Annotated in this window: 17 protein-coding genes; 14 read left to right on the top strand and 3 right to left on the bottom strand. The window is 69.6% G+C overall.

What is annotated here, in order from left to right; translation table 11 throughout:
* Positions 1-22 precede the first annotated feature (22 nt).
* The gene (locus ACZ5LB_RS17875; RefSeq protein ID WP_464603559.1) at positions 23-1279 is read right to left on the bottom strand and encodes a 3-deoxy-D-manno-octulosonic acid transferase; all 1257 of its coding nucleotides are present in this window, start codon (positions 1277-1279) and stop codon (positions 23-25) included.
* 45 nt (positions 1280-1324) lie between these two features.
* Here ACZ5LB_RS17875 and ACZ5LB_RS17870 point away from each other — a divergent pair, with 45 nt between their 5' ends.
* Genes ACZ5LB_RS17870 through ACZ5LB_RS17850 form a run of 5 tightly spaced genes read left to right on the top strand, consistent with a single transcriptional unit; the run spans position 1325 to position 7545 of the window.
* Positions 1325-2308 (top strand): CobW family GTP-binding protein, encoded by a 984-nt coding sequence (locus tag ACZ5LB_RS17870; protein ID WP_464603558.1) that lies wholly within the window; start codon positions 1325-1327, stop codon positions 2306-2308.
* 58 nt (positions 2309-2366) lie between these two features.
* Positions 2367-3011, top strand: a complete 645-nt coding sequence (locus tag ACZ5LB_RS17865) for a rhodanese-like domain-containing protein (protein ID WP_464603557.1) — start codon at positions 2367-2369, stop codon at positions 3009-3011.
* The gene (locus ACZ5LB_RS17860) at positions 3008-3466 is read left to right on the top strand and encodes a MauE/DoxX family redox-associated membrane protein (RefSeq protein ID WP_464603556.1); all 459 of its coding nucleotides are present in this window, start codon (positions 3008-3010) and stop codon (positions 3464-3466) included. Before ACZ5LB_RS17865 ends, ACZ5LB_RS17860 begins: the two co-directional genes overlap by 4 nt.
* Positions 3467-3508: 42 nt before the next feature.
* Positions 3509-5119 (top strand): ABC-F family ATP-binding cassette domain-containing protein, encoded by a 1611-nt coding sequence (locus ACZ5LB_RS17855; protein ID WP_464603555.1) that lies wholly within the window; start codon positions 3509-3511, stop codon positions 5117-5119.
* A 17-nt stretch (positions 5120-5136) separates the two neighbouring features.
* Positions 5137-7545 carry an SIS domain-containing protein gene (locus ACZ5LB_RS17850; RefSeq protein WP_464603554.1) on the top strand — a complete coding sequence of 803 codons (2409 nt, stop codon included), beginning with the start codon at positions 5137-5139 and terminating at the stop codon, positions 7543-7545.
* Here the strand turns inward: ACZ5LB_RS17850 and ACZ5LB_RS17845 are convergent, their stop codons facing one another.
* Positions 7546-7749: a hypothetical protein gene (locus ACZ5LB_RS17845; protein ID WP_464603553.1), complete on the bottom strand. Its 204-nt coding sequence runs from the start codon at positions 7747-7749 to the stop codon at positions 7546-7548.
* A gap of 210 nt (positions 7750-7959) precedes the next feature.
* Here ACZ5LB_RS17845 and gatE point away from each other — a divergent pair, with 210 nt between their 5' ends.
* Both gatE and gatD read left to right on the top strand, forming a co-directional pair.
* Positions 7960-9882, top strand: coding sequence for a Glu-tRNA(Gln) amidotransferase subunit GatE (gene gatE / locus ACZ5LB_RS17840; RefSeq protein ID WP_464603552.1), 1923 nt, complete (start codon positions 7960-7962; stop codon positions 9880-9882).
* A complete protein-coding gene (gene gatD, locus ACZ5LB_RS17835) occupies positions 9879-11297 on the top strand; it encodes a Glu-tRNA(Gln) amidotransferase subunit GatD (RefSeq protein ID WP_464603551.1) in 1419 nt (472 codons plus the stop codon). The genes gatE and gatD overlap by 4 nt, the downstream gene beginning before the upstream one ends.
* Before the next feature lie 73 nt (positions 11298-11370).
* Here the strand turns inward: gatD and ACZ5LB_RS17830 are convergent, their stop codons facing one another.
* Positions 11371-11973: a SurA N-terminal domain-containing protein gene (locus tag ACZ5LB_RS17830; RefSeq protein WP_464603550.1), complete on the bottom strand. Its 603-nt coding sequence runs from the start codon at positions 11971-11973 to the stop codon at positions 11371-11373.
* Positions 11974-12068: 95 nt separating this feature from the next.
* Here ACZ5LB_RS17830 and ACZ5LB_RS17825 point away from each other — a divergent pair, with 95 nt between their 5' ends.
* From ACZ5LB_RS17825 to ligA, 7 genes are read left to right on the top strand one after another with little or no spacing between them, the layout of a single operon-like run.
* Positions 12069-12338 carry a glutaredoxin family protein gene (locus tag ACZ5LB_RS17825; RefSeq protein WP_464603549.1) on the top strand — a complete coding sequence of 90 codons (270 nt, stop codon included), beginning with the start codon at positions 12069-12071 and terminating at the stop codon, positions 12336-12338.
* A 38-nt stretch (positions 12339-12376) separates the two neighbouring features.
* Positions 12377-13420, top strand: a complete 1044-nt coding sequence (gene mreB, locus ACZ5LB_RS17820; protein WP_464603548.1) for a rod shape-determining protein MreB — start codon at positions 12377-12379, stop codon at positions 13418-13420.
* Position 13421: 1 nt separating this feature from the next.
* Positions 13422-14309, top strand: coding sequence for a rod shape-determining protein MreC (mreC, locus tag ACZ5LB_RS17815; RefSeq protein WP_464603547.1), 888 nt, complete (start codon positions 13422-13424; stop codon positions 14307-14309).
* Positions 14306-14782, top strand: a complete 477-nt coding sequence (locus ACZ5LB_RS17810) for a hypothetical protein (RefSeq protein ID WP_464603546.1) — start codon at positions 14306-14308, stop codon at positions 14780-14782. The genes mreC and ACZ5LB_RS17810 overlap by 4 nt, the downstream gene beginning before the upstream one ends.
* Before the next feature lie 3 nt (positions 14783-14785).
* Positions 14786-16657: a penicillin-binding protein 2 gene (gene mrdA / locus ACZ5LB_RS17805; RefSeq protein ID WP_464603545.1), complete on the top strand. Its 1872-nt coding sequence runs from the start codon at positions 14786-14788 to the stop codon at positions 16655-16657.
* Positions 16654-17739: a rod shape-determining protein RodA gene (gene rodA / locus ACZ5LB_RS17800; protein WP_464603544.1), complete on the top strand. Its 1086-nt coding sequence runs from the start codon at positions 16654-16656 to the stop codon at positions 17737-17739. Before mrdA ends, rodA begins: the two co-directional genes overlap by 4 nt.
* A 14-nt stretch (positions 17740-17753) precedes the next feature.
* Complete coding sequence (ligA, locus tag ACZ5LB_RS17795; protein WP_464603543.1) at positions 17754-19751, top strand: NAD-dependent DNA ligase LigA; 1998 nt, start codon at positions 17754-17756, stop codon at positions 19749-19751.
* The last annotated feature ends 3 nt before the right edge of the window (positions 19752-19754 follow it).

The raw sequence follows: 19754 nt of genomic DNA, 5'->3' as shown, positions 1-19754 counted from the left end.
CTCCGGTAAAGCCGACAATACCCTATCGGGGCGGGGGTAGGCAATTCTTGAGAATTGAAACGGTTTTTTCTAAAGAGCCCGCAAGCCCTTCGGGATAGGGCACCGGCTTGCCGGATTCCGCGGGTCGCAGGCATGCGCCCTCCAGCAGCTCGGTCGTTCGTTCATTCAGTCGCTCCAACGGGACGACCTCCACCAGGCCCGCCTCCCGCAGGGGCTCCACCAGGTCCTCGAAATTGGTGTAGCCCGGCCCCACCAGGGTGGGCAGGCCCATGCGGACCGGCTCGAGGGGATTGTGGCCGCCGTGCCAGGCCCAGCCCCCGGCCACCAGGGCCAGCGTGCCCTCCCGGTAGGCCGAGGCCAGGTCCCCCAGGGTGTCCAGGAGGAGGATGTCGCAGCTTTCCCAGGCGTCGGCCGACGGGGGCCAGACCTCCGAGGCCCGGCGGAAGGCCCTGCCCGCGAGCATCGCCGCGGCCTCCGGGAAGCGCCGGGGCTGGCGCGGGGCCAGGATGAGGCGCAGGCGGGGATGGCGCGCCCGGGCGGCCTCCCAGGCCTCCAGGACCCGCGCCTCCTCGCCCTCCACGGTGTTGCCGGCCACCAGCACCGGGCTGCCCGCCCAGGCCCGGCGCAGGTGCGCCCACCCCCCGTGCAGGGGGCGCGGCTGCGGCAGGTCGGCCTTGAGGTTGCCGCCCAGTTCCACCCGGGGCGCCCCCAGTTCCCGGAACAGCGCGGCGCTGGCCGCGTCCCGGGCGGCCACCACCGTCAGGCGCGAAGCGGCCCGGGCCATCCAGGGCCCGCCCCGGTCCAGACTGCGGCGGGTCAGCCTGCCGTTGACCACGCACCTGGGCACGCCCAGGGCCTCCAATTCCCGCAGGAGGTTGGGCCAGATCTCCGTCTCCAGGCTCACGAAGGCGCCGGGCGGAACCTTCAGGAAGGGAGCCAGGCCCTCCGGATCGTCCAGGGGGAAGGCGCCGCCCGTCACGCGGCCCGTGCCGGCGTCCCACCCCGGCAGGCGCCTCGCCAGGAGGGCCATGCCGTTGGCGGTGCCGGTGGTGACGTGCACGTGGTGCCCGCGCTCCCGGAGCACCGAGAGGATGCCCTCCGCCAGCACCAGCTCGCCCACGCTCACGGCGTGGAGCCAGAGCCAGCCTTCGGGAAGGTCGTCCGGCACCGTGGCCTCCAGGCGCAGGCGCCAGTCCGGGGGCAGGCCCCGGGAAAGCGCCCGGGCCGCGGCGCCCGCGAGGGCCACGGCCCCCAGATAGCTGCTGTCCACCAGGTCCATGGCTCCAGTCTGCCATGATTGACGCTGGCAACGAAAAGGTCGCAGATGCTCGAAGTCCTACTGGTCACAGGCCCCCTCGGTTCGGGAAAGACAACCGCCGTGAACCGGCTCCTCAAGGCCGAGCTCGCGCGAGGCGGCAGGGTCGCGGTGCTCATCAACGAGTTCGGCTCGGTGAGCGTCGACGGGATCCTCCTGGATGCCGCCCGGCCCGAACTGGCCGACATCGCCAACCTCGTGGACGGCTGCGCGTGCTGCAGCCTGAAGGCCGACGTGGTCAAGGTGCTGGCGGACTGGGCGGCCCTGCCCGAGGAGCGCCGCCCCGGGCGCGTGGTGCTGGAGACCACGGGCCTGGCCGATCCCACGGACCTGGTGGACCTGGAGGAGGATCCGGCCCTGGGGGGGATCCGCCTCGTGGGCTGCCTCACGGTGGTTTCCGCCCTGGCCCCCCTGGCGGACCTGGAGCGCAAGGCCCTCCTCCGGCGCCAGGCCGCGCTGGCGAGCCTGGTCTACGTGAGCAAGGCCGACGCGGACCCCAGCATGGCCGTGGCCTGGGAGAGCCAGCTCCGCGCCGCCTTTCCGGGCCACGCCATCGTGCGCACCCGCATGGGGGAGGCCCCCGCGGGCAGCCCCGACCCCTGGGAAGGCGTCATCCCCGGCGCCCAGGAACCCTCCACCGGACCCAGCTTCGCCCAGGCCCGGGCCCTCACCCTGCGCTGGGACCACCCGGTGGACCCCGAGGCCCTGGAAGCCCTCTTCCTGCGCCCCCCGGACCGGGGAGAGGTGCTCCGGGCCAAGGGGGTGTGCGTCTTCCAGGGCTGGCCCGCGCGCAACGACGGGAGCGACCGCTGGGCCTTCCAGCTCGCCGACGGGCGCCTGGAGATCACCCCCCTACCCGCCCTTGCCGGCGGAGCCCTCGCCCCCGCGGCCGCCGTGGTGATCGGCCTGGACCTGGACCATGCGGACTGGAGGCAGCGGTTGCGGGCCCTGGAACGCCCTCCCGCCGGCGCGCGGCGGAAGGTCGTCCTTTAGCCCCGGCGAACCGGCCCTTGCCCCGGGGGTCCCGGCTCGCGGAGAATGGACGCAGCCCATGTCCCGCCTCGCCCTCCACCTCACGCGTGCCCTGGCCTTCCTGGCCGCGGCGGGGGTGATGGCCGCCATCGCCAACCGCTTCGCACCGCCCAGCCGGAAGCTGGACTGGCTGGGCCAGGTCCCCGCCGTGTCCCTGGTCCCGGAGGCGGCCGCGGCGCCTGAAACTGCGCCGGATGCGAAACCGGAAGCGACGCCGGAACCGGCCACGTCCACGGTCCCTCCCGCGAAATCCCCCGCGCCGGCCCCGCAACCCGCACCCAGGACCCTGGACCCCTTCCAGCCGTCCTCCACCGCGGTGGTGCGCCAGATCGGCTCCGACGACGCCTGGGCCGCCTACCGCCGGCGGATCCCCTTCGTGGACGCGCGGCGCACCGCGGACTTCGAGGAGGGGCACGTGGCCGGGGCCTGGAGCGCCCCGGTGTGGGAATCCGACTGCGACCGGCGCATCACGGAATTCGAGGCCCGGGCCAACCCCGGAATGAAGGACCCCATCGTGCTCTACTGCGCCGCCGGCTGCGAGGATTCCAAGCTCCTGGCCGCCAAGCTCCAGGGGCTGGGCTACCGGAACCTCCTGGTCTACAACGAAGGCTTCCCGGACTGGACCGCCAAGGCCCGTCCCGTGGCCCGGGGGGCCCGGCCATGAGGCGAAGGCTCTTCCACCCCTGGCTCACGGTGAGGGTCCAGATCGCCCTGGGTGCCGTCTTCGTGGCCGCGGCCCTGCCCAAGATCGCCGACCCGCCCGGCTTCGCCAAGGCCATCTGGAACTACCAGCTCTTCCCCGCCTGGAGCGTGCAACCCTCGGCCCTGCTGCTGCCCTGGCTGGAGCTCCTGTGCGGCCTGGCCCTGTGCCTGGGCCTGTGGACCCGGGCCGCGGCGGCCTGGGTGGGGGCGCTGCTCCTGGCCTTCACCGTGGCCCTGTCGATCAACCTGGCCCGGAACCACCCCGTGGACTGCGGCTGCTTCACCACCCAGGCCGCGGCCCGCACCGTGGACGAGCGCGTGGCCGACATGCGCTGGGCCATCCTGAGGGACATCGGACTCCTGCTCCTGGCCGCGCACGCGCTGGCGGCGGGGGGCCGAAGGAACCAAAGCTCGTGAAGCTGGGGAAACCCTGATAGAATATAGGGTTCTGGGGGAAACATGCTCGGTGCCCAAAACGTGACCATGCGCTTCGGCGCGAGGATCCTGTTCGAAGACGTGACCACGACGTTCCAGCCGGGGCGCCGCTACGGCCTCACCGGCCCCAACGGAAGCGGAAAGTCCACGTTCATCAAGTTGTTCACCGGCGAGATGGAGCCGACCACCGGCATGATCCAGCGCCCCCGGAAGATGGGCGTCCTGGCCCAGGACCAGTTCGCCTTCGACGCCTTCCGCGTCATCGACACCGTCATCATGGGCAACAAGCCCCTGTGGGAGGCCCTGCAGGAGCGGGACCGCATCTACGAGAAGGCCGACATGACCGACGCCGACGGCATGCGCCTGGGCGAGCTCGAGGGCATCGTGGCCGACGAGGACGGCTACACCGCCGAGGCCGACGCGGCCATCCTCCTGGACGGCCTGGGCGTCCCCGAGGAATTCCACGAGCGCACCATGGGCGAGATCCAGGGCGGCCAGAAGGTGCGCGTCCTGCTGGCCCAGTCCCTGTTCGGGAACCCCGAGGCCCTGCTGCTGGACGAGCCCACCAACCACCTGGACCTGGACTCCATCCACTGGCTGGAGAACTTCCTGTCGCGCTACAAGGGGTCGCTGGTGGTCATCTCCCACGACCGCCACTTCCTCAACGCCATCTGCACCCACATCGCCGACATCGACTACCAGACCATCATCCAGTACACCGGCGGCTACGACGACATGGTCCTGCAGAAGATGCAGATCCGCTCCCGCCTGGAGTCCGAGAACACCCAGCGCGAGAAGAAGATCGCCCAGCTCAACGACTTCATCCAGCGGTTCGCCGCCGGCACCCGGTCGAGCCAGGTGAACTCCCGCCGCAAGGAGGTGGAGCGCCTGACCCCCAACGACCTGGCCCGCAGCAACATTCAGCGCCCCTACATCATGTTCGGCCAGAACAAGCCCGGGGGCAGGCACGCCCTGGAATTCGAGGACGTCTGCAAGGGCTACGACCAGGAGGATGGCCGCCAGGAGGTGATCCGCAACTTCACCGCCAACGTCGCCCGGGGCGAGAAGATCGCCCTGGTGGGCCGCAACGGCGCCGGGAAATCCACGCTCCTGAAGGCGCTGCTCGCCAACGCCCCCCAGGTCACGGAAGCGGACCGCGCCATCGACTCGGGCACCGTCAAGTGGGGCCACGAGGTGAACGTGGGCTACTTCGCCCAGGACTTCCGGGAATCCATCCCCGGGGGCTACGCCCTGGTGGACTGGCTGCGGCAGTTCGATCCCGACGCCCTCGTCGAGCAGATCCGCGGCGTCCTGGGGCAGATGCTCTTCCGGGGCGAGGAGGGGATGAAGCGCACCGAGGTCCTCTCCGGCGGCGAGGGCTGCCGGCTCATGTTCTGCAAGCTCATGCTCCAGAAGCCCAACTTCCTGGTGCTGGACGAGCCCACCAACCACCTGGACCTGGAAGCCGTCATCGCCCTCAACACCGCCCTGCAGCGCTACGAGGGCACCGTCATCCTGGTCACGCACGACGAGGACCTCATCGACGAGGTGGCCACCCGCATCTGGAACGTCACCGATGACGGCATCGAGGACTTCCAGGGCACCTACGCCGAGTTCCAGGCCAAGCACAGCTAGAGAGACGGAGATCCGACATGTGTGGAATCGTATCCATCTGCTATGGGGCCGAGAACCCCTGCCTGGGCCAGGAGGGCGGAGAGCTCCTCAAGCGCCTGGAGTACCGCGGCTATGATTCCACCGGCGGCGCCTTCGTGGACGCCGGCGGCGCCATCCGCCTCCTCAAGAAGGTCGGCGCGCCCAGCCGCGTGGTGGTGGACCTGGGCATGGACCGGGAGATGGGCCAGCGCTTCATCGGCCAGGTGCGCTGGGCCACCTACGGCGCGGTCACGGACGTCAACAGCCAGCCCCACCACGTGGCCTGCAAGGTCGAGATGGTGGGCGCCCACAACGGGAACATCTCCAACACCGACGCCCTGAAGACCTGGCTCGCCGAGCGCGGGCACCGGGTGGTCTCCGACAACGACGGGGAGATGATCACCCACGTGGTGGAGGAGTTCTACGCCGAAGCCCTGGCCGGGCCGGGCCCCGGCGGCGCCGGCGCCGTGCCGGAGGCCGCCGTGCGCCTCGTGGAGGCCGTGCGCAAGGCCGACGCCAAGGGCGAAGGCTCGTACGCCGCGGCCTTCTGCGACCCCCGGGTGCCGGGCGTGGTGGCCGTGAAGTCCGGCTCGTCGCTCTACGCGGGCCTGGGCACGGACGCCTTCGGGGAGTTCGTGGTGGTCTCCAGCGACCTCACCTCGGTGCTCAGCAAGACGCGCATGCTCATCCCCCTTGCCGAGGGGGAGGGCCTCTGGTTCACGGAACGGACCTACGCGGTCTTTCCCCTGGCGGGGCCCCTGGCCTTCTCCACGCCGCGCCCCAGGCGCTCCAAGCTCAACGTCCGGGACACGGGCCTGCGGGCCCCCTTCCGGTATTTCATGGACCAGGAGATCGCCTCCTCCCCGGAGAACCTGGAGGGGATCCTCCGCTACTACTTCACGGATCCGGCCACCGAAGGGCTCTTCCACGCCTTCGAGGAGCGCCTGGACCTGGGCAAGGCCCTGCTGGCCAAGGTGGGCGCCCTGCACGAGGCCGCGGACGAGACCGCCCTGGTGGCGGCCTTCCGGCGCCTGCGCGAGGACCCCGTGCACCAGGAGCTGTCCGCCTGGGTCCGGCCCCACCGGGCCACCCTCGCCCCCGCCGAACCGGTGTCCGACGAGCGCGCCCTGCTGGCCGACCTCCTGCGCCTGGAGCCCGGCGCCGGCGAGGACCTGGCCCTCTACGACCACCTGGTGGTGTGGAAGAAGCAGCGCCGGGTGACCCGCCACCTGCAGGACCTGGTCCACGCCATCCGCACCGCCACCGGGCGCGTCTTCCTGGTGGCCTCGGGCACCTCCCACCACGCCTCCCTCGTGGCGGCCTATTTCTTCAACAACCTCTCCGGCATCGGGGTGTTCCCCGTGAACCCCGGCACCTTCCGGTCCATGTACCTGAACACCCTGGCCCCCGGGGACCTGCTCATCGGCATCACCCAGTCCGGCGAGACCAAGGACCTGGTGGACATCTTCCAGGACGTGCAGGCCCGCATCCCCTCCCTGCGGCGCATCGCCCTGGTCAACAACGAGAACAGCCGGATCCCCCAGGAGCTCGTGGAGTTCTACCTTCCCATCCTCTGCGGCCCCGAGATCGCCGTGGCCGCCACCAAGAGCTTCCTCAACCAGATCGCCGTCCTCTACGTGATCGCCGCGTCCTTCTCCATGACCGATCGCAAGATCGCCGCCAAGCTCAAGGCCGCCGCCGACCTGGTGACCCGCACGCTGGAGACCTGCGGCCCCGCCGTGGAGGAGGCCGCCCGGCGCCTGCACCTGGAACCGTCCCTGCACATCCTGGGCACCGGCCTCATCGGCCTGGCCCGGGAGGGCGCCCTCAAGATACGCGAAGTGGTCCTGAACCACGCCGAAGGCTACGACGCCGCGGAGTTCAAGCACGGCCCCAACACCATCCTGGGCAAGAACACCCTGTTCTCCATCGGCGACCTGGCCGGCCTCCTGGAAGGCTACGAGGCCAAGCGCGACGGCAGCCCCTTCACCGGCGGCATGGCGGCCCTGCGCACCTGGCCCGAACTGGTGGAGGCCCATTTCTCCAACTACCCCCTCCTGTTCGTGTGCCCTTCGGACGAACGGGACGTGCGCATCACCATCAGCCAGATCCACACCCACAAGATCCGGGGCGCGGACATCCTCCTGATCGCCGAGAAGAACCCCGAACTGGCCATGGCCGTGGCGGGCAGGCCCTCCGGACAGGACCGCTACTGGTCCCAGTACCTGGAGGTGCCCGCCTCCTCAGACGCCAACCTGTTCGTCTTCGCCGCCTCGATCATCCTCCAGCGCCTGGCCTTCAGGATGTCGGTCCTGAAGATGGACTACCTGGACGAGCTGAAGGTGGTGGACCACGGTGTTCACCCCGACAGTCCCAAGAACGTATCGAAGTCCATCACAGTCGACTGATCAGTGCGTGTGCTGCTCGGCCTTCGGCTTGTCGCAGCAGGTCTTGCAGCCGGCCTTCTCGCAGGCCTTGTCGCAGTGGTGGTCGCAGGGTTTGTCGGCCTTGCAGCAGGTGGCCGAACAACACGTCTTCTTGGGGGCGTCGGACGCGGCGGCGGCGGTAAGGGTCAAGGTGCCCAGAACCAGGGATATGAGTAGTTTTGTCATCGTTGCTCCTAAGGGCCTTCTGGCCATGTGGGTTAGATGGGTGGAATCCGGTTTTATTCCCTGATTCCAATAGATGAATGCACGGCACCTTGCTTTCATAGGGATGTGACGGGGGTCATCAATCCCGCTCTCCACGCGGTCCCAGCCTTGACGGAGCGCTCGCCGAAGGGTGACCATCCCTCAAGAAGTCCTTACCCTTATAGGTGTGGAATGATCGAGAAGCTGGACTATCAATCGGCGGGATTGATCTCGGGCCTGGAGGTGCACCAGCAGCTCCTGACGGCCCACAAGCTGTTCTGCCGCTGCCCGGCCGGCCTCTACACCGAAACCCATGACGGGGAAGTGCTGCGCCATATGCGTCCCACCCTGAGCGAGCTGGGGGAGTATGACGGCACGGCCCTCATGGAGTTCAAGACCAAGAAGGAGATCATCTACCTCCTGAACCACCTCAACGTCTGCACCTACGAGATGGACGACACCCCGCCCTTCCTGGTGAACCAGGAGGCCATCGACGTGGCCATCGAGCTGTGCCTGGCCATGGGCATGGACATCATCGACGAGGTGCACATCGCGCGTAAGCAGTACCTGGACGGCTCCATCCCCACGGGCTTCCAGCGCACGGCCATCGTGGGCATGAACGGCGGGCTCCCCTTCAAGGGGCGGAACCTCACGGTGACCCACCTTTCCATCGAGGAGGACTCCTGCCGCGAGGTGAGCGACAAGGGCCACCGCATCGTCTGGCGCACGGACCGGCTGGGCATGCCCCTCACCGAGACCGTCACGGGCCCGGACCTGCGCTCCCCCGAGGAGGTGCGCGACGCCATCACCCTCTGCGGCCTGGTGGCCCGCAGCACGGGGCGGGTCCGCACGGGACTGGGCGCCAGCCGGCAGGACATCAACGTCAGCGTCCGGGGCGGCAACCGCGTGGAGATCAAGGGCGTGCCCAAGGCGGGGTACGCCGTCAAGCTCGTGCACAACGAAGGGGTGCGCCAGGTGAACCTCCTGCGCTTCCGGGACGAACTGCACCGCCGGGGCATGCGCGAGCCCTCGGACATCCGCACCTCCGCCTTCGACGTCACCGAGGTGTTCCAGGGCGTGGACCTGGGGTTCATGCAGCGGGCCATCCGCGGCGGCGGCCGCATCTTCGCCATCAAGCTCGAGGGCGGCCTGGGCCTGGCCCAGTTCCCCACCCAGCCCGACACCACCTTCCTGGACGAGCTGAGCGGGCGCATCCGCGTCATCGCCTGCCTGGACGAGGCGCCCGTGGTGCTCAGCGGCCAGCACCTGCCGGAATTCCCGGCCAAGCACCGGGTCCTGGACCGCCTGCGCCGCAAGCTGCGCATGGCCGAGAACGACGACTACTACATCGTCTGCGGCCCCGAGGCCGACTGCCGCACCGCGGCCGAGGAGATCCGCCTGCGCTACATCGACGCCCTCAAGGGCGTCCCCCAGGAGACCCGCCAGGCCATGGTGGGCGGCTTCACCACCTTCGAGCGGATCCTGCCCGGCCCGGACCGCATGTATCCCGACACGGACTCGCCGCCGACCCGCATCACGTCCGAGCGCGTGGAGGCCGCCCGCGCCCGCATGAAGCCCACCCCCTGGGAGCGCTTCCACCAGTTCGGCGCCTGGCGCGTGCCCCCCGAGACCACGGAATACCTCATCCGCAGGGGCGGCGTCGCCATCGTCGACGCCGTGGTGCGCCTCACGGGCGTGGACGGCCTGGTGGCCGCCGTGGAGATCGGCCAGCGGGCCAAGGCCCTCAAGCGCCGGGGCATCCCCATGGAGCGCCTGGGCGTGGGCGAATGGGTGCAGATCTTCGACCTCCTCACCAACGGCCAGATCTCACGGGAGGCCATCCCCGCCCTGGCCACCCACATGGCCAAGCACCCCGGCACCGGCGCCGAGGCCGCCATGGCGGCCCTGGGCTTCGGCGTCCAGCCCCGGGAGGTGTGGAGCCGCCAGATCTCCGGCCTGTCCATGGAGGACTACCGCATCGACCTGGGCGACTCGGACGGCAAGCGCCTGCGCTTCCTGGCCGGGCGCGCCATGAAGGACCTGCTGGGCAAGGCCCCCGCCCGGGACGTGGCGGACTACTTGAGGACCCGACTCACCCAGGAGGCCTCCCGATGAGCGTCAACGAACGGGACGACCGCTACCAGGGCTACCGCGGCCCCGCCCGCGCCGCCCTCGAGCAGTACGGCATCGGCGTGTGGAGCGAGGTGGAGGTCGTGAACGACCGGGGCTCGGCCTTCAAGGGCGTGATCCTGCCCCGCAGCGAGACCTTCGACGATCTCCACATCGTCATCAAGCTCGTCAACGGCTACAACGTGGGCGTGGTGGCCTCCCGCATCGCCTCCGCCCGGGAGCTGGGGTACAAGAAGGCCGTGTACAAGATCCCGGAGAAGGCCTTCCCGGTGGATTCCCGGAAGAAGAACGTCACGCTCCTGGGCACCGGCGGCACCATCGCCTCCCGCCTGGACTACCGCACCGGCGCCGTGATCCCCGCCTTCACCCCCGGCGAGCTGTACGGCGCCGTGCCCGAGCTGGCCGACATCGCCAACATGGACACCAAGAAGCTCTTCGGGGTCTTCAGCGAGAACATGGGCCCCGAGCAGTACATCGCCCTGGCCAAGGCCATCGGCGAGGAGATCAAGCGCGGGGTGGACGGCATCGTCATCGGCCACGGCACCGACACCATGAGCCACACCGGGGCCATCCTGAGCTTCATGGTCCAGAACTCCCCCGTGCCCATCGTCCTGGTGGGAAGCCAGCGCAGCTCGGACCGGCCCTCCTCGGACGCCGCGCTCAACCTCATGAACGCCGTGCGCACCGCCGCCGAGTGCGACATCGCCGAGGTGATGCTCTGCATGTTCGGGCCCACCTCGGACAACTACGACCTCCTGCACCGCGGCACGCGGTGCCGCAAGATGCACTCCAGCTACCGCAGCACCTTCCGCACCATCGGCGCCACCCCCCTGGCCACGGTGGCCCGGGAGCGCGGCGAGAACGGCCAGTATTTCAAGTACCTCACCGACGACTTCCTCAAGCGCGACAAGACCCGGGTCCCGATCATCAACCCGAGTTTCGAGGAGAAGGTGACCATCCAGTACTACTACCCCAACTTCAACCCCGACATCATCGACGGCCTGTCCAGTATGGGCTACCGGGGCATGGTCATCGCCGGCACCGGCCTGGGCCACATCAACAAGCCCCTGTACCCCGCCGTCAAGCGCGCCATCGAGAAGGGCATGACCGTGGTCATGACCGTCCAGACCATCTGGGGCTACGCCCAGATGTACGTCTACGACACCGGCCGCGACCTCCTGAACCTGGGCATCATCCCCATGGACAACATGCTGCCCGAGACCGCCTACATGAAGCTGGCCTGGGTGCTGGGCCAGACCGACGATCCCGCGGAGATCCGGCGCATGCTGCTGGCCCCGGTGAACCACGAGATCACGCCCCGGGAGCCCCACAACGGCTACCTGGTCCTCCAGGGCGGCCTGCCCGAGGTGGAGGCATTCATCGGCCAGCACTGGAAATAGCCGGGCAAGGTCAGCCACCAGATCAAAGGCCCGCCGAAGCGGGCCTTTGATCTGGTGGCGTTTCCCGGCGGGGCTACTGCGGGCCCTCGGCCGCACGCCAGGCGGGGTCGATGGTGGTGACGACCTGGGCCTTGGCATCCTTCATGAGGTTCTGGCTGGCGTCCTTGAGCTGCTCGCGCTTCCAGGCGCTGGGCAGCTGGGGCTTGGCCTGCTCGTAGGTGGGGAAGCCCTGGTCCTGGCCGGCGGCCTTGGCGCTGGCGGCCACCTTGTCGTAGAACGCCTTGAGCTGGGCCTCGGTGGGCTCGATCTTGGCGATGGCCTTCTCCATGAGGATCTGGCCGTAGGCGTTGGACCGGGCGGCCTCGATGAGGAGCCGGGCCTTGGCGTCCTTGTCAAGTCCCTGCTTCTCGGCGTACTTGATCATGACCTTCTGGTCCACGAATTCGGCCAGGAAGCGGTTCCGCTGTTCCTTCAGCGCGGGGCTGGTGAGGACCTCGTTCGCCTTGGCCTCGTCGCCCACGAGGGTGCGCACGGCATCGGAAAAGGCCTTCTCGGTGACCTTCTCGCCGCCCACGTTGGCCAGGACCTTGGAGGTGTCCTTGGAGACCTTGGAGCAGCCCAGGGCCGCGACCAGCAGCCCGCACATTCCCATCATTCGCGCCAGGCGCATATCCATGCTTTTCTCCTAAACATTTCAGTTCCAGAATGACATCGAAGGCATACCCTGCCTAGCGAGGATGCGACATGTCCCCCGGTGAATCACTCAAAGATATGAAACTCGAAGTATATACCGCCGCATGGTGCCCCGATTGCCGCCGCCTGGACCGGTGGCTGGACCAGGCCGGCGTGGCCCACGCCACCGTGGACATCGAGACCGTGCCCGGGGCCGCCGAACGGCTGGAGAGAGAGACGGGCAAGCGAGCGATCCCCTTCATCCTGGTGGACGGCACCACCTGGGTGCGCGGCTACCACCGCGAGCTCCCCCAGCGCCTGGACCCCGATCTTCTGGTCCGGGAGCTATTGGAGGCGGCGAAAGGTTGAAATCCATGCCAATCTAGAGGATTCCGTTGGAGTGATCAGTGCCTACCCCCTTCTCGAGTCAATTCTGGTCCAATTTGTTCACGTCGGATCTGGCCATCGACCTGGGCACCGCCTCGGTGCTGGTGTACACCCGCCAGGCCGGTCGGATTGTCGTTTACGAGCCTTCCATAGTGGCCCTCAACACCCAGACCCACGAAGTGGAGGCCGTGGGTGACGAGGCCAAGCAGCTCCTGGGCCGCACGCCCCAGGGGGTGCAGACCATCCGCCCCATGAAGGACGGGATGATCTTCGAGGTGGACGCCGCCGAGCGGATGCTGGCCGCCTTCATCAAGAAGGCCCGCCCCAACCGGGGCATCGCCCGCACGCGGATCGTGGTGAGCGTCCCCCCCCGGGCCCATCAGGTGGCCCGCAGGGCCGTCAAGCAGGTGTGCTACGACGCCAAGGCCGGGGAGGTCTTCCTCGTGGACCAGACCATGGTGGCCGCCATCGGCGCCGGCCTGGCCATCAACGAGAAGCGGGGCTGCATGATCGTCGATATCGGCGGCGGCACCACCGACGTGGCGGTCATCTCCTACAACGGAAAGGTCTTCGCGGATTCCATCCTGGTCGCCGGCGACGAGATGGATGAAGCAATCATCAAATACATCCGCGAGAAGTACAACGTGCTCATCTCCGAGGCCGCCGCCGAGGAAGTGAAGTGGAGCCTGGGCTCGGCCTACACCTCCGACAAGACCCGCACCATGAGCATCTCCGGCCGGGACCAGTTCGAGGGCCTGCCCAAGACCCTCACCCTCAACGACACCGAGATCCGCGAGGCGCTGGCCGAACCCATCAGCGCCATCATCGACCTGGTGCGCAAGGCCCTGAACGAGACCCCGCCCCAGCTGGCCGCGGACCTCATCGACCGGGGCATCTGCCTCACCGGCGGCGGTTCCAAGATCCAGGGCCTGGACGTGCGCCTCAGCAAGGAGACCCACCTCCCCTGCTACCGCGCGGAGAACCCCGAGACCGCGGTGGTGCGCGGGACGGCCATGCTCCTGGAGGACATCCCCTTCCTGAGGCGCATTCAAATCCTCGACTAGCATGTATCGCAGCGCCTGGGGCTGGAACCCGACCGGACGCAGGCGCTGGGCCATCGTCGCCCTCCTGCTGGGGCACGTCCTCTGGATCGCCCTGGGCCGGGGAACCTCCAACCGCTGGCGGCACCTGCTGGACCTGCTGTCGGCGCCCTCCCGGGCCGTATCCGCCCGGCTGGAAGTGTGGAAGGACAACCGCCGCCAGAAGGTGTCCACCTACCGGGAGGCCGTGGCCGAGGTGGAGCGCCTGCGGGCCCAGGTCGCCGCCTTCCGGGCCGAACGGGACGCCGCCGCCCCGCGCCTGGCCGAGGCGGAGGAGGCCACCCGGCTCCTGGGGCTCCGGAAGCTCCTGCCCCTGACCTTCCGCGCCGCCCGCATCATCTCCAACGTCCGCCGCGCCCCCTTCGGGGGCATGATCCTGGACCAGGGCGTGGACGGCGGTCTCCAGCCCGACCAGGGCGTCATCTGCCCCGAAGGGGTCGTGGGCCGCGTATGGGACGTGGGGCCCACCCAGGCCAGCCTCCTGCCCCTGGACGCCTACAACGCCTCCACGGGGGTCATGCTGGCCCGCAGCCGCGCCACGGGCGTCCTGCAGGGCCTGGGGCCCGGCAAGGCGGCCCTGCGCTACATTGGAAGCCAGGAGGTCGTGCAGGTGGGTGAGCCCGTGTACACGTCGGGTCTCGACCGCAACTTCCCCCGGGGACTCCTGGTGGGCTACGTGACCTCCGTGCGGCCCCGGGACACGGAGCTGCAGGTGGAGGTGGCCCTGTCGGCCCCCCTGGACCGGGTCTCGCTGGTGCTGATCCTGCCCCCGCGTCCCCAGCTGGAGCTCCAGCCGCCCGCGCCCGCGCCCCAGGACGCCAAGCCCGTGCGTAAATCCAAGGGGGCGAAATGAATCCGGCCGCCCCCATGCTGCGCAGGCACGCCATCGCCCTGGCCGCCCTGGCCGGCATCCACTTCACCGCCCCCTGGCCGGGCATCCAGACCATCTTCCACGTGTTCCTCGTGCTGGGCCTGGCCCCCGGATTCCCGACGCCCCTCCAGGGCCTCGGCTGGGCCCTGGCGGGTGGGTGGGTCCTGGAGGGGACCCTGCGCATCTACCCGCACCTGGGCGGCACCCCCCTGGCCAACATGCTGATCTGCCTCCTGGCCTACGGGCTCCTCCTGCAGTGGCCGCCCCATTCCCGCAACCCCTTCTGGGGCCGCATGGCGGCCCTGGCCATGCTCCACTGGCTGCTGGTCAACCTCCTGGTGCGCTTCGCGGCGGGCCCCCACGCCTGGGGCTTCGGATGGATCTGGGCCCTGGTCTCCATCCCCCTGTGGGCGACCCTCGCACTGAAGCTCCAACCCCCCATCCACCGGAGGTGAGCGGTGGAGATCCTGAACCGAACCCTCATCCACCGCCGCATCGCCGTGATGCGCACCGTCACCCTCTGCATGATCCTGGGCCTGGTGCTGGCCTACGGCTGGGTGCAGCTGGGCATGCGCCGGGAGATGCAGCGCCTGGCCTTCTCCCAGGCGGTGAAGACCCGCACCACCCCGGCCCCCCGGGGCATCATCTTCGACCGCAACGGCAACAAGATCGTGGACAACCGCCGGGCCCTGCACCTGGTCATCCAGCACGAGGACCTGCCCACCGACCCCGCCCAGATCGACGCCCTGGCCCAGAACCTCCAGATGGAGCCCGAGCAGCTGCGGCGGCGGATCCAGGCCATCCGCCAGGCCGCGGGCAACCGCATGCTCACCCTCGTGGACAACCTGGACGATTCGGCCCTGGCCCGGGCCGAGGTGCTGCGCGCGCGGTTCCCCTTCCTCAGCATCGAGGTCGCCCCCCGGCGCGTGTACCTGGGCCAGGAACTGGCCGGCCACGCCCTGGGCTACGTGGGTGAGGTCACCCCCGCGGAGCTGGAGAAGAACCCCGACCGCTACCAGCTGGGCGAGATCATCGGCCGCTCCGGGTTCGAGGCCTCGCGCAACGAGCGCCTGCGGGGCGTGGACGGCCAGCGGAAGATCCTCGTGGACTACCTGGGCCGCGAAGTGGCCGTGTTCGGCCTGAACGAGGCCAAGCCCGGACGCAGCGTCTACCTCACCCTGGACGCCGGCCTCCAGCAGACCCTCAAGGAGGCCCTGGGGGAGAACAACGGCGCCGGCGTGGTGCTGGACCTGCGGGACGGCGGCATCCTGGCCATGTACTCCAGCCCTTCCTACGACCCCAACATCTTCCTCAACCGGCTGACCCAGGAACAGGTGGACCAGTACTGGAACAACCCCGAGCGCCCCATGCTGGACCGGGTCACCCAGGGCCGCTACGCCCCCGGCTCCACCTACAAGCTCCTGGTGGCCCTCTGCGCCCTGGAGAAGGGGATCGTCACCCCCGAGACCACCTACCATTGCGCCGGCCACAAGGTCTTCTACAACCGCGACTTCCGCTGCGACGCCACCCACGGGACCCTGAACCTCGTCCAGGCCATCGCCCGCAGCTGCGACGTCTACTTCTACGAGCTGGGCATGCGCCTGGACGTCGACGACATCTACAACACCGCCGTCAAGTACGGCCTCACCGTCCCCACCGGCGTGGACCTGCCGCACGAGGCCACCTCCCGGGTGCCCAGCCGGGAGTGGAAGAAGCGCGTGAAGAAAGAGAAGTGGTGGCCCGGCGAAACGATCAGCGTCAGCATCGGCCAGGGCGCCAACAGCCTCACCCCCATCGCGCTGGCCAGGTTCTACGCCATGCTGGCCACCCGGGGCAAGCTGCTGACCCCCCACCTGCTCTACGGCATCCAGACCGGGGACAACCGGCCCATGGAGCTCTTCACCCCGCCCCCGCCCAAGGACACGGGCCTGGACCCGAAGATCCACGCCATCCTGGACGAGGGCCTCTACGAGGTGGTCCATTCGGGCACCGCCGCCTCCTCCGCCCTGCCGGGCGTGACGATGGTGGGCAAGACCGGCACCAGCCAGGTCACCACCTTCGTGGACAAGAGCCACTACGCCAAGCTCGCCAAGAAGTTCAAGGACAACGCCCTCTTCGCGGGCTACGCGCCCCGGGAGAACCCCCAGATCGCCTTCGTGGTGGTGGCCGAGAACGCGGGCTTCGGCGCCTCCAGCGCCGCCCCGGTGGCCCGGAAGCTCGTGGAGTACTGGTTCATCGACCGCCTCAAGAAACCCCTGCCGCCCCCCAGCGCGAAGATCCCCGACGAATTCACCCCGCCCCAGGCCCAGGAAGCCGTGGAGGAGCCATGAAGGAGCGCCTGCGGGCCCTGGACACCGCCCTCCTGTGGCCCATGGTCCTGCTCGTGGTCATGGGCACGCTCACGGTCTTCTCCGCGGGCCGCGGCACGGGCCAGGCCGGCCTCTGGGCCAAGCAGAGCCTCTGGAACCTCATGGGCTTCGCGGCCATGGCCTTCCTGGCCAGCGTCAATCCCAAGCGCATCTTCCGCAGCGGGTTCGCGCTGTACGTCCTGGGCATCCTGTCCCTGGCCCTGGTGCTGGTGGCCGGCCACCGCATCGGCGGCTCCCAGCGCTGGATCGTCCTGGCCGGCCTCACCTTCCAGCCCAGCGAACTCATGAAGTGGCTGACCCTGCTGTTCGTGGCCCACCGCCTGGGAACCCGCCAGCCCCAGGACCTCACCGCCTGGGACCTGGCCGGGATCTCCGCCCTGGTGTTCTTCCCCATGCTCCTGGTGCTCAAGCAGCCCGACCTGGGCATGGCCGTGAGCTTCCTGCCCATCCTGGTGCTGATCCCCGTCCTGAAGGGCCTCAAGGCCCGGTGGGTGCTCGTGACGGTGCTCCTGGCCTCCCTGGTGGGCTTCGGCGCCTGGCACAAGGTGCTCAAGCCCTACCAGAAGCAGCGCGTCCTGACCTTCCTGGACCCCAGCGCCGACCTCAAGGGCAAGGGCTACCAGATCAACCAGAGCCGCATCGCCATCGGCGCCGGCGGCCTCACCGGCCAGGGCTTCACCTCCGGCAGCCAGACCCAGCTCAACTTCCTGCCGGTGAAGACCACGGACTTCGTGTTCTCCGTCTGGGCCGAGGAGCGCGGATTCCTGGGGGTCCTGATGGCCCTGGGCCTCTTCGGGCTGGTGCTCGCGCGCATCCTCGACACCGCCATGGCGGCCCGCAGCGCCTCGGAGACCTACTTCTGCGTGGGCGCCGCGGGCATCATCGCCCTGCACCTCCTGGTGAACGTGGGCATGGTCATCGGGGTGCTGCCCAACAAGGGCATCGTACTGCCCTTCTTCAGCGCCGGGGGCAGCAGCACCCTGAGCTACTTCCTGGGCCTCGGGGTGGTGATGGCGGTGCGGCACCGGGCGCAGGTGAAATAGCCTAGAATTCAGCCATGACCGCCGATCCGCAGACCCGCATGAAGGAACTGGCCGCCCAGGTGCTGGAGCACCGCCGCCGCTATTTCGTCCTGGACCAGCCCGTGCTCTCCGACGCGGAGTACGACGCCCTCGAACGGGAGCTGCGCGACCTGGAGGCGCGGCATCCCCTGTTCGCCGACCCCAACAGCCCCACCCAGCGCGTGGGCGCCGCCCCCCTGGATTCGTTCCGCAAGGCCACGCACCGCACCCCCATGCTCAGCCTGGACAACACCTATTCCGCGGAGGATCTCGGGGAGTGGGAGGTGCGGGTACGGAAGGGCCTCGCCGGCCTCGAACCGCGCTACTCGGCCGAGCTGAAGGTGGACGGGCTCTCGCTTTCGCTCCTCTACGAGGACCGCGCCCTGGTCCGCGCCGTCACCCGGGGCAACGGGGACGAGGGCGAGGACGTCACGGAGAACGCCCGCACCATCGCCGACATCCCCCTCACGCTGCCCGGGGACGCGCCCGGCACCCTGGAGGTCCGGGGCGAGGTGTTCCTGTCCCGCCGCCGGTGGGAGGAGCTCAACCGCGAGCGGGACGCCCGGGGCGAGGCCCGCTTCGCCAACCCCCGCAACGCAGCCGCCGGCACCATGAAGCAGCTGGACAGCCGCATCACCGCCGAGCGCCGGCTCTCCTTCCTCCCCTGGCAGTTCCCGGGGGCGGCCCACCACAGCCGGGGCATGGACCAGCTCGCGGCCTGGGGGTTCAACCGCATGCCCGCCCACGCCGAGGGGACCTTCCAGGAGATGCTGGCGTTCATCGAGAGCCAGGCCCAGGCCCGGCTCCTGCTGCCCTTCGACACCGACGGAGTGGTCCTGAAGGTGGACGCGCTGGAGCTGCAGGAGCGCCTGGGCACCACGGACCGGGTGCCCCGGTGGGCCATCGCCTTCAAGTACCCCGGGCTCCAGGCCACCACCACCCTCCTGGGCATCACCTGGCAGGTGAGCCGCGCCGGCAAGCTCACGCCGGTGGCGGAGCTGGAAGCCGTGGAGGTGGCCGGATCCACGGTGCGCAGGGCCACCCTCCACAACGCCGATGAGCTCGCGCGCCTGGGGGTGCGGGTGGGCTGCCGGGTCTTCGTGGAAAAGGGGGGCGAGGTCATCCCCAAGGTGGTGGCCGTGGTGCCCGGCACGCTGCCCGAAGGCGCCCCCGAGCCCCAGGTGCCCGCGGCCTGCCCCGTGTGCGCGGGCGCGGTGGGCAAGGACTCCGACGAGGAGGTCGCCTGGCGCTGCCAGAACCCCGAATGCCCCGCCAAGATCACCGCCCGGCTCCAGCACCTGGGCAGCCGCGCCGCCCTGGACATCGAGGGCCTGGGCGACGCGCTGGTGGAACAGCTGGCCCCCCGCTTCGCCCAGCCCTGGGACGTGTTCACGCTCCTGGACGACCCCCAGCAGGGCCTGGCGTACCTGGCCGGGCTGGACCGCATGGGCGAGAAGAGCGCCCGCAACGTGCTGGAGGCCCTGGGAGCCGCGCGCACCAAGCCCCTTTCCCGCTGGATCCACGCCCTGGGCATCCCCATGGTGGGGGCCCGCACCGCCGAGCTCCTCGCCGAGGCCTTCCCCACCCTCGCGGACCTGTGGGGCGCCGAGGAGCAGCGCCTCCTGGCGGTGGAGGAGGTGGGACCCAAGGTCGCCGCGGCCCTCAAGGCCTTCGCCGCCCTGCATCCCGCGCTGCCCGCCCAGTTCGCGGCGCTGGGCATCGCCCCGGCCCCCAGCGCCCCCCGGGAGACCGCCGGGCTGCCCCTGGCCGGCGAAGTGGCGGTGGTCACCGGAACCCTGCCCACCCTGGGCCGGGAGGAGGCCGAGACCCTCCTCAAGCGCCTGGGCGCCAAGGTCACCTCCGCCGTCTCCCCCAAGACCACCCTGCTCATCGCCGGCGAGAAGGCCGGTTCCAAGCTCGCCAAGGCCCTGGCCCTGGGCATTCCCGTCCATGACGAAGCGTGGCTCCTGGACCATGCGACCATGGAACCCTGAGGC

The sequence above is a fragment of the Mesoterricola sp. MK458 genome (genome assembly GCF_055384935.1).
This window is presented reverse-complemented; position numbering and strand designations above follow the sequence as displayed.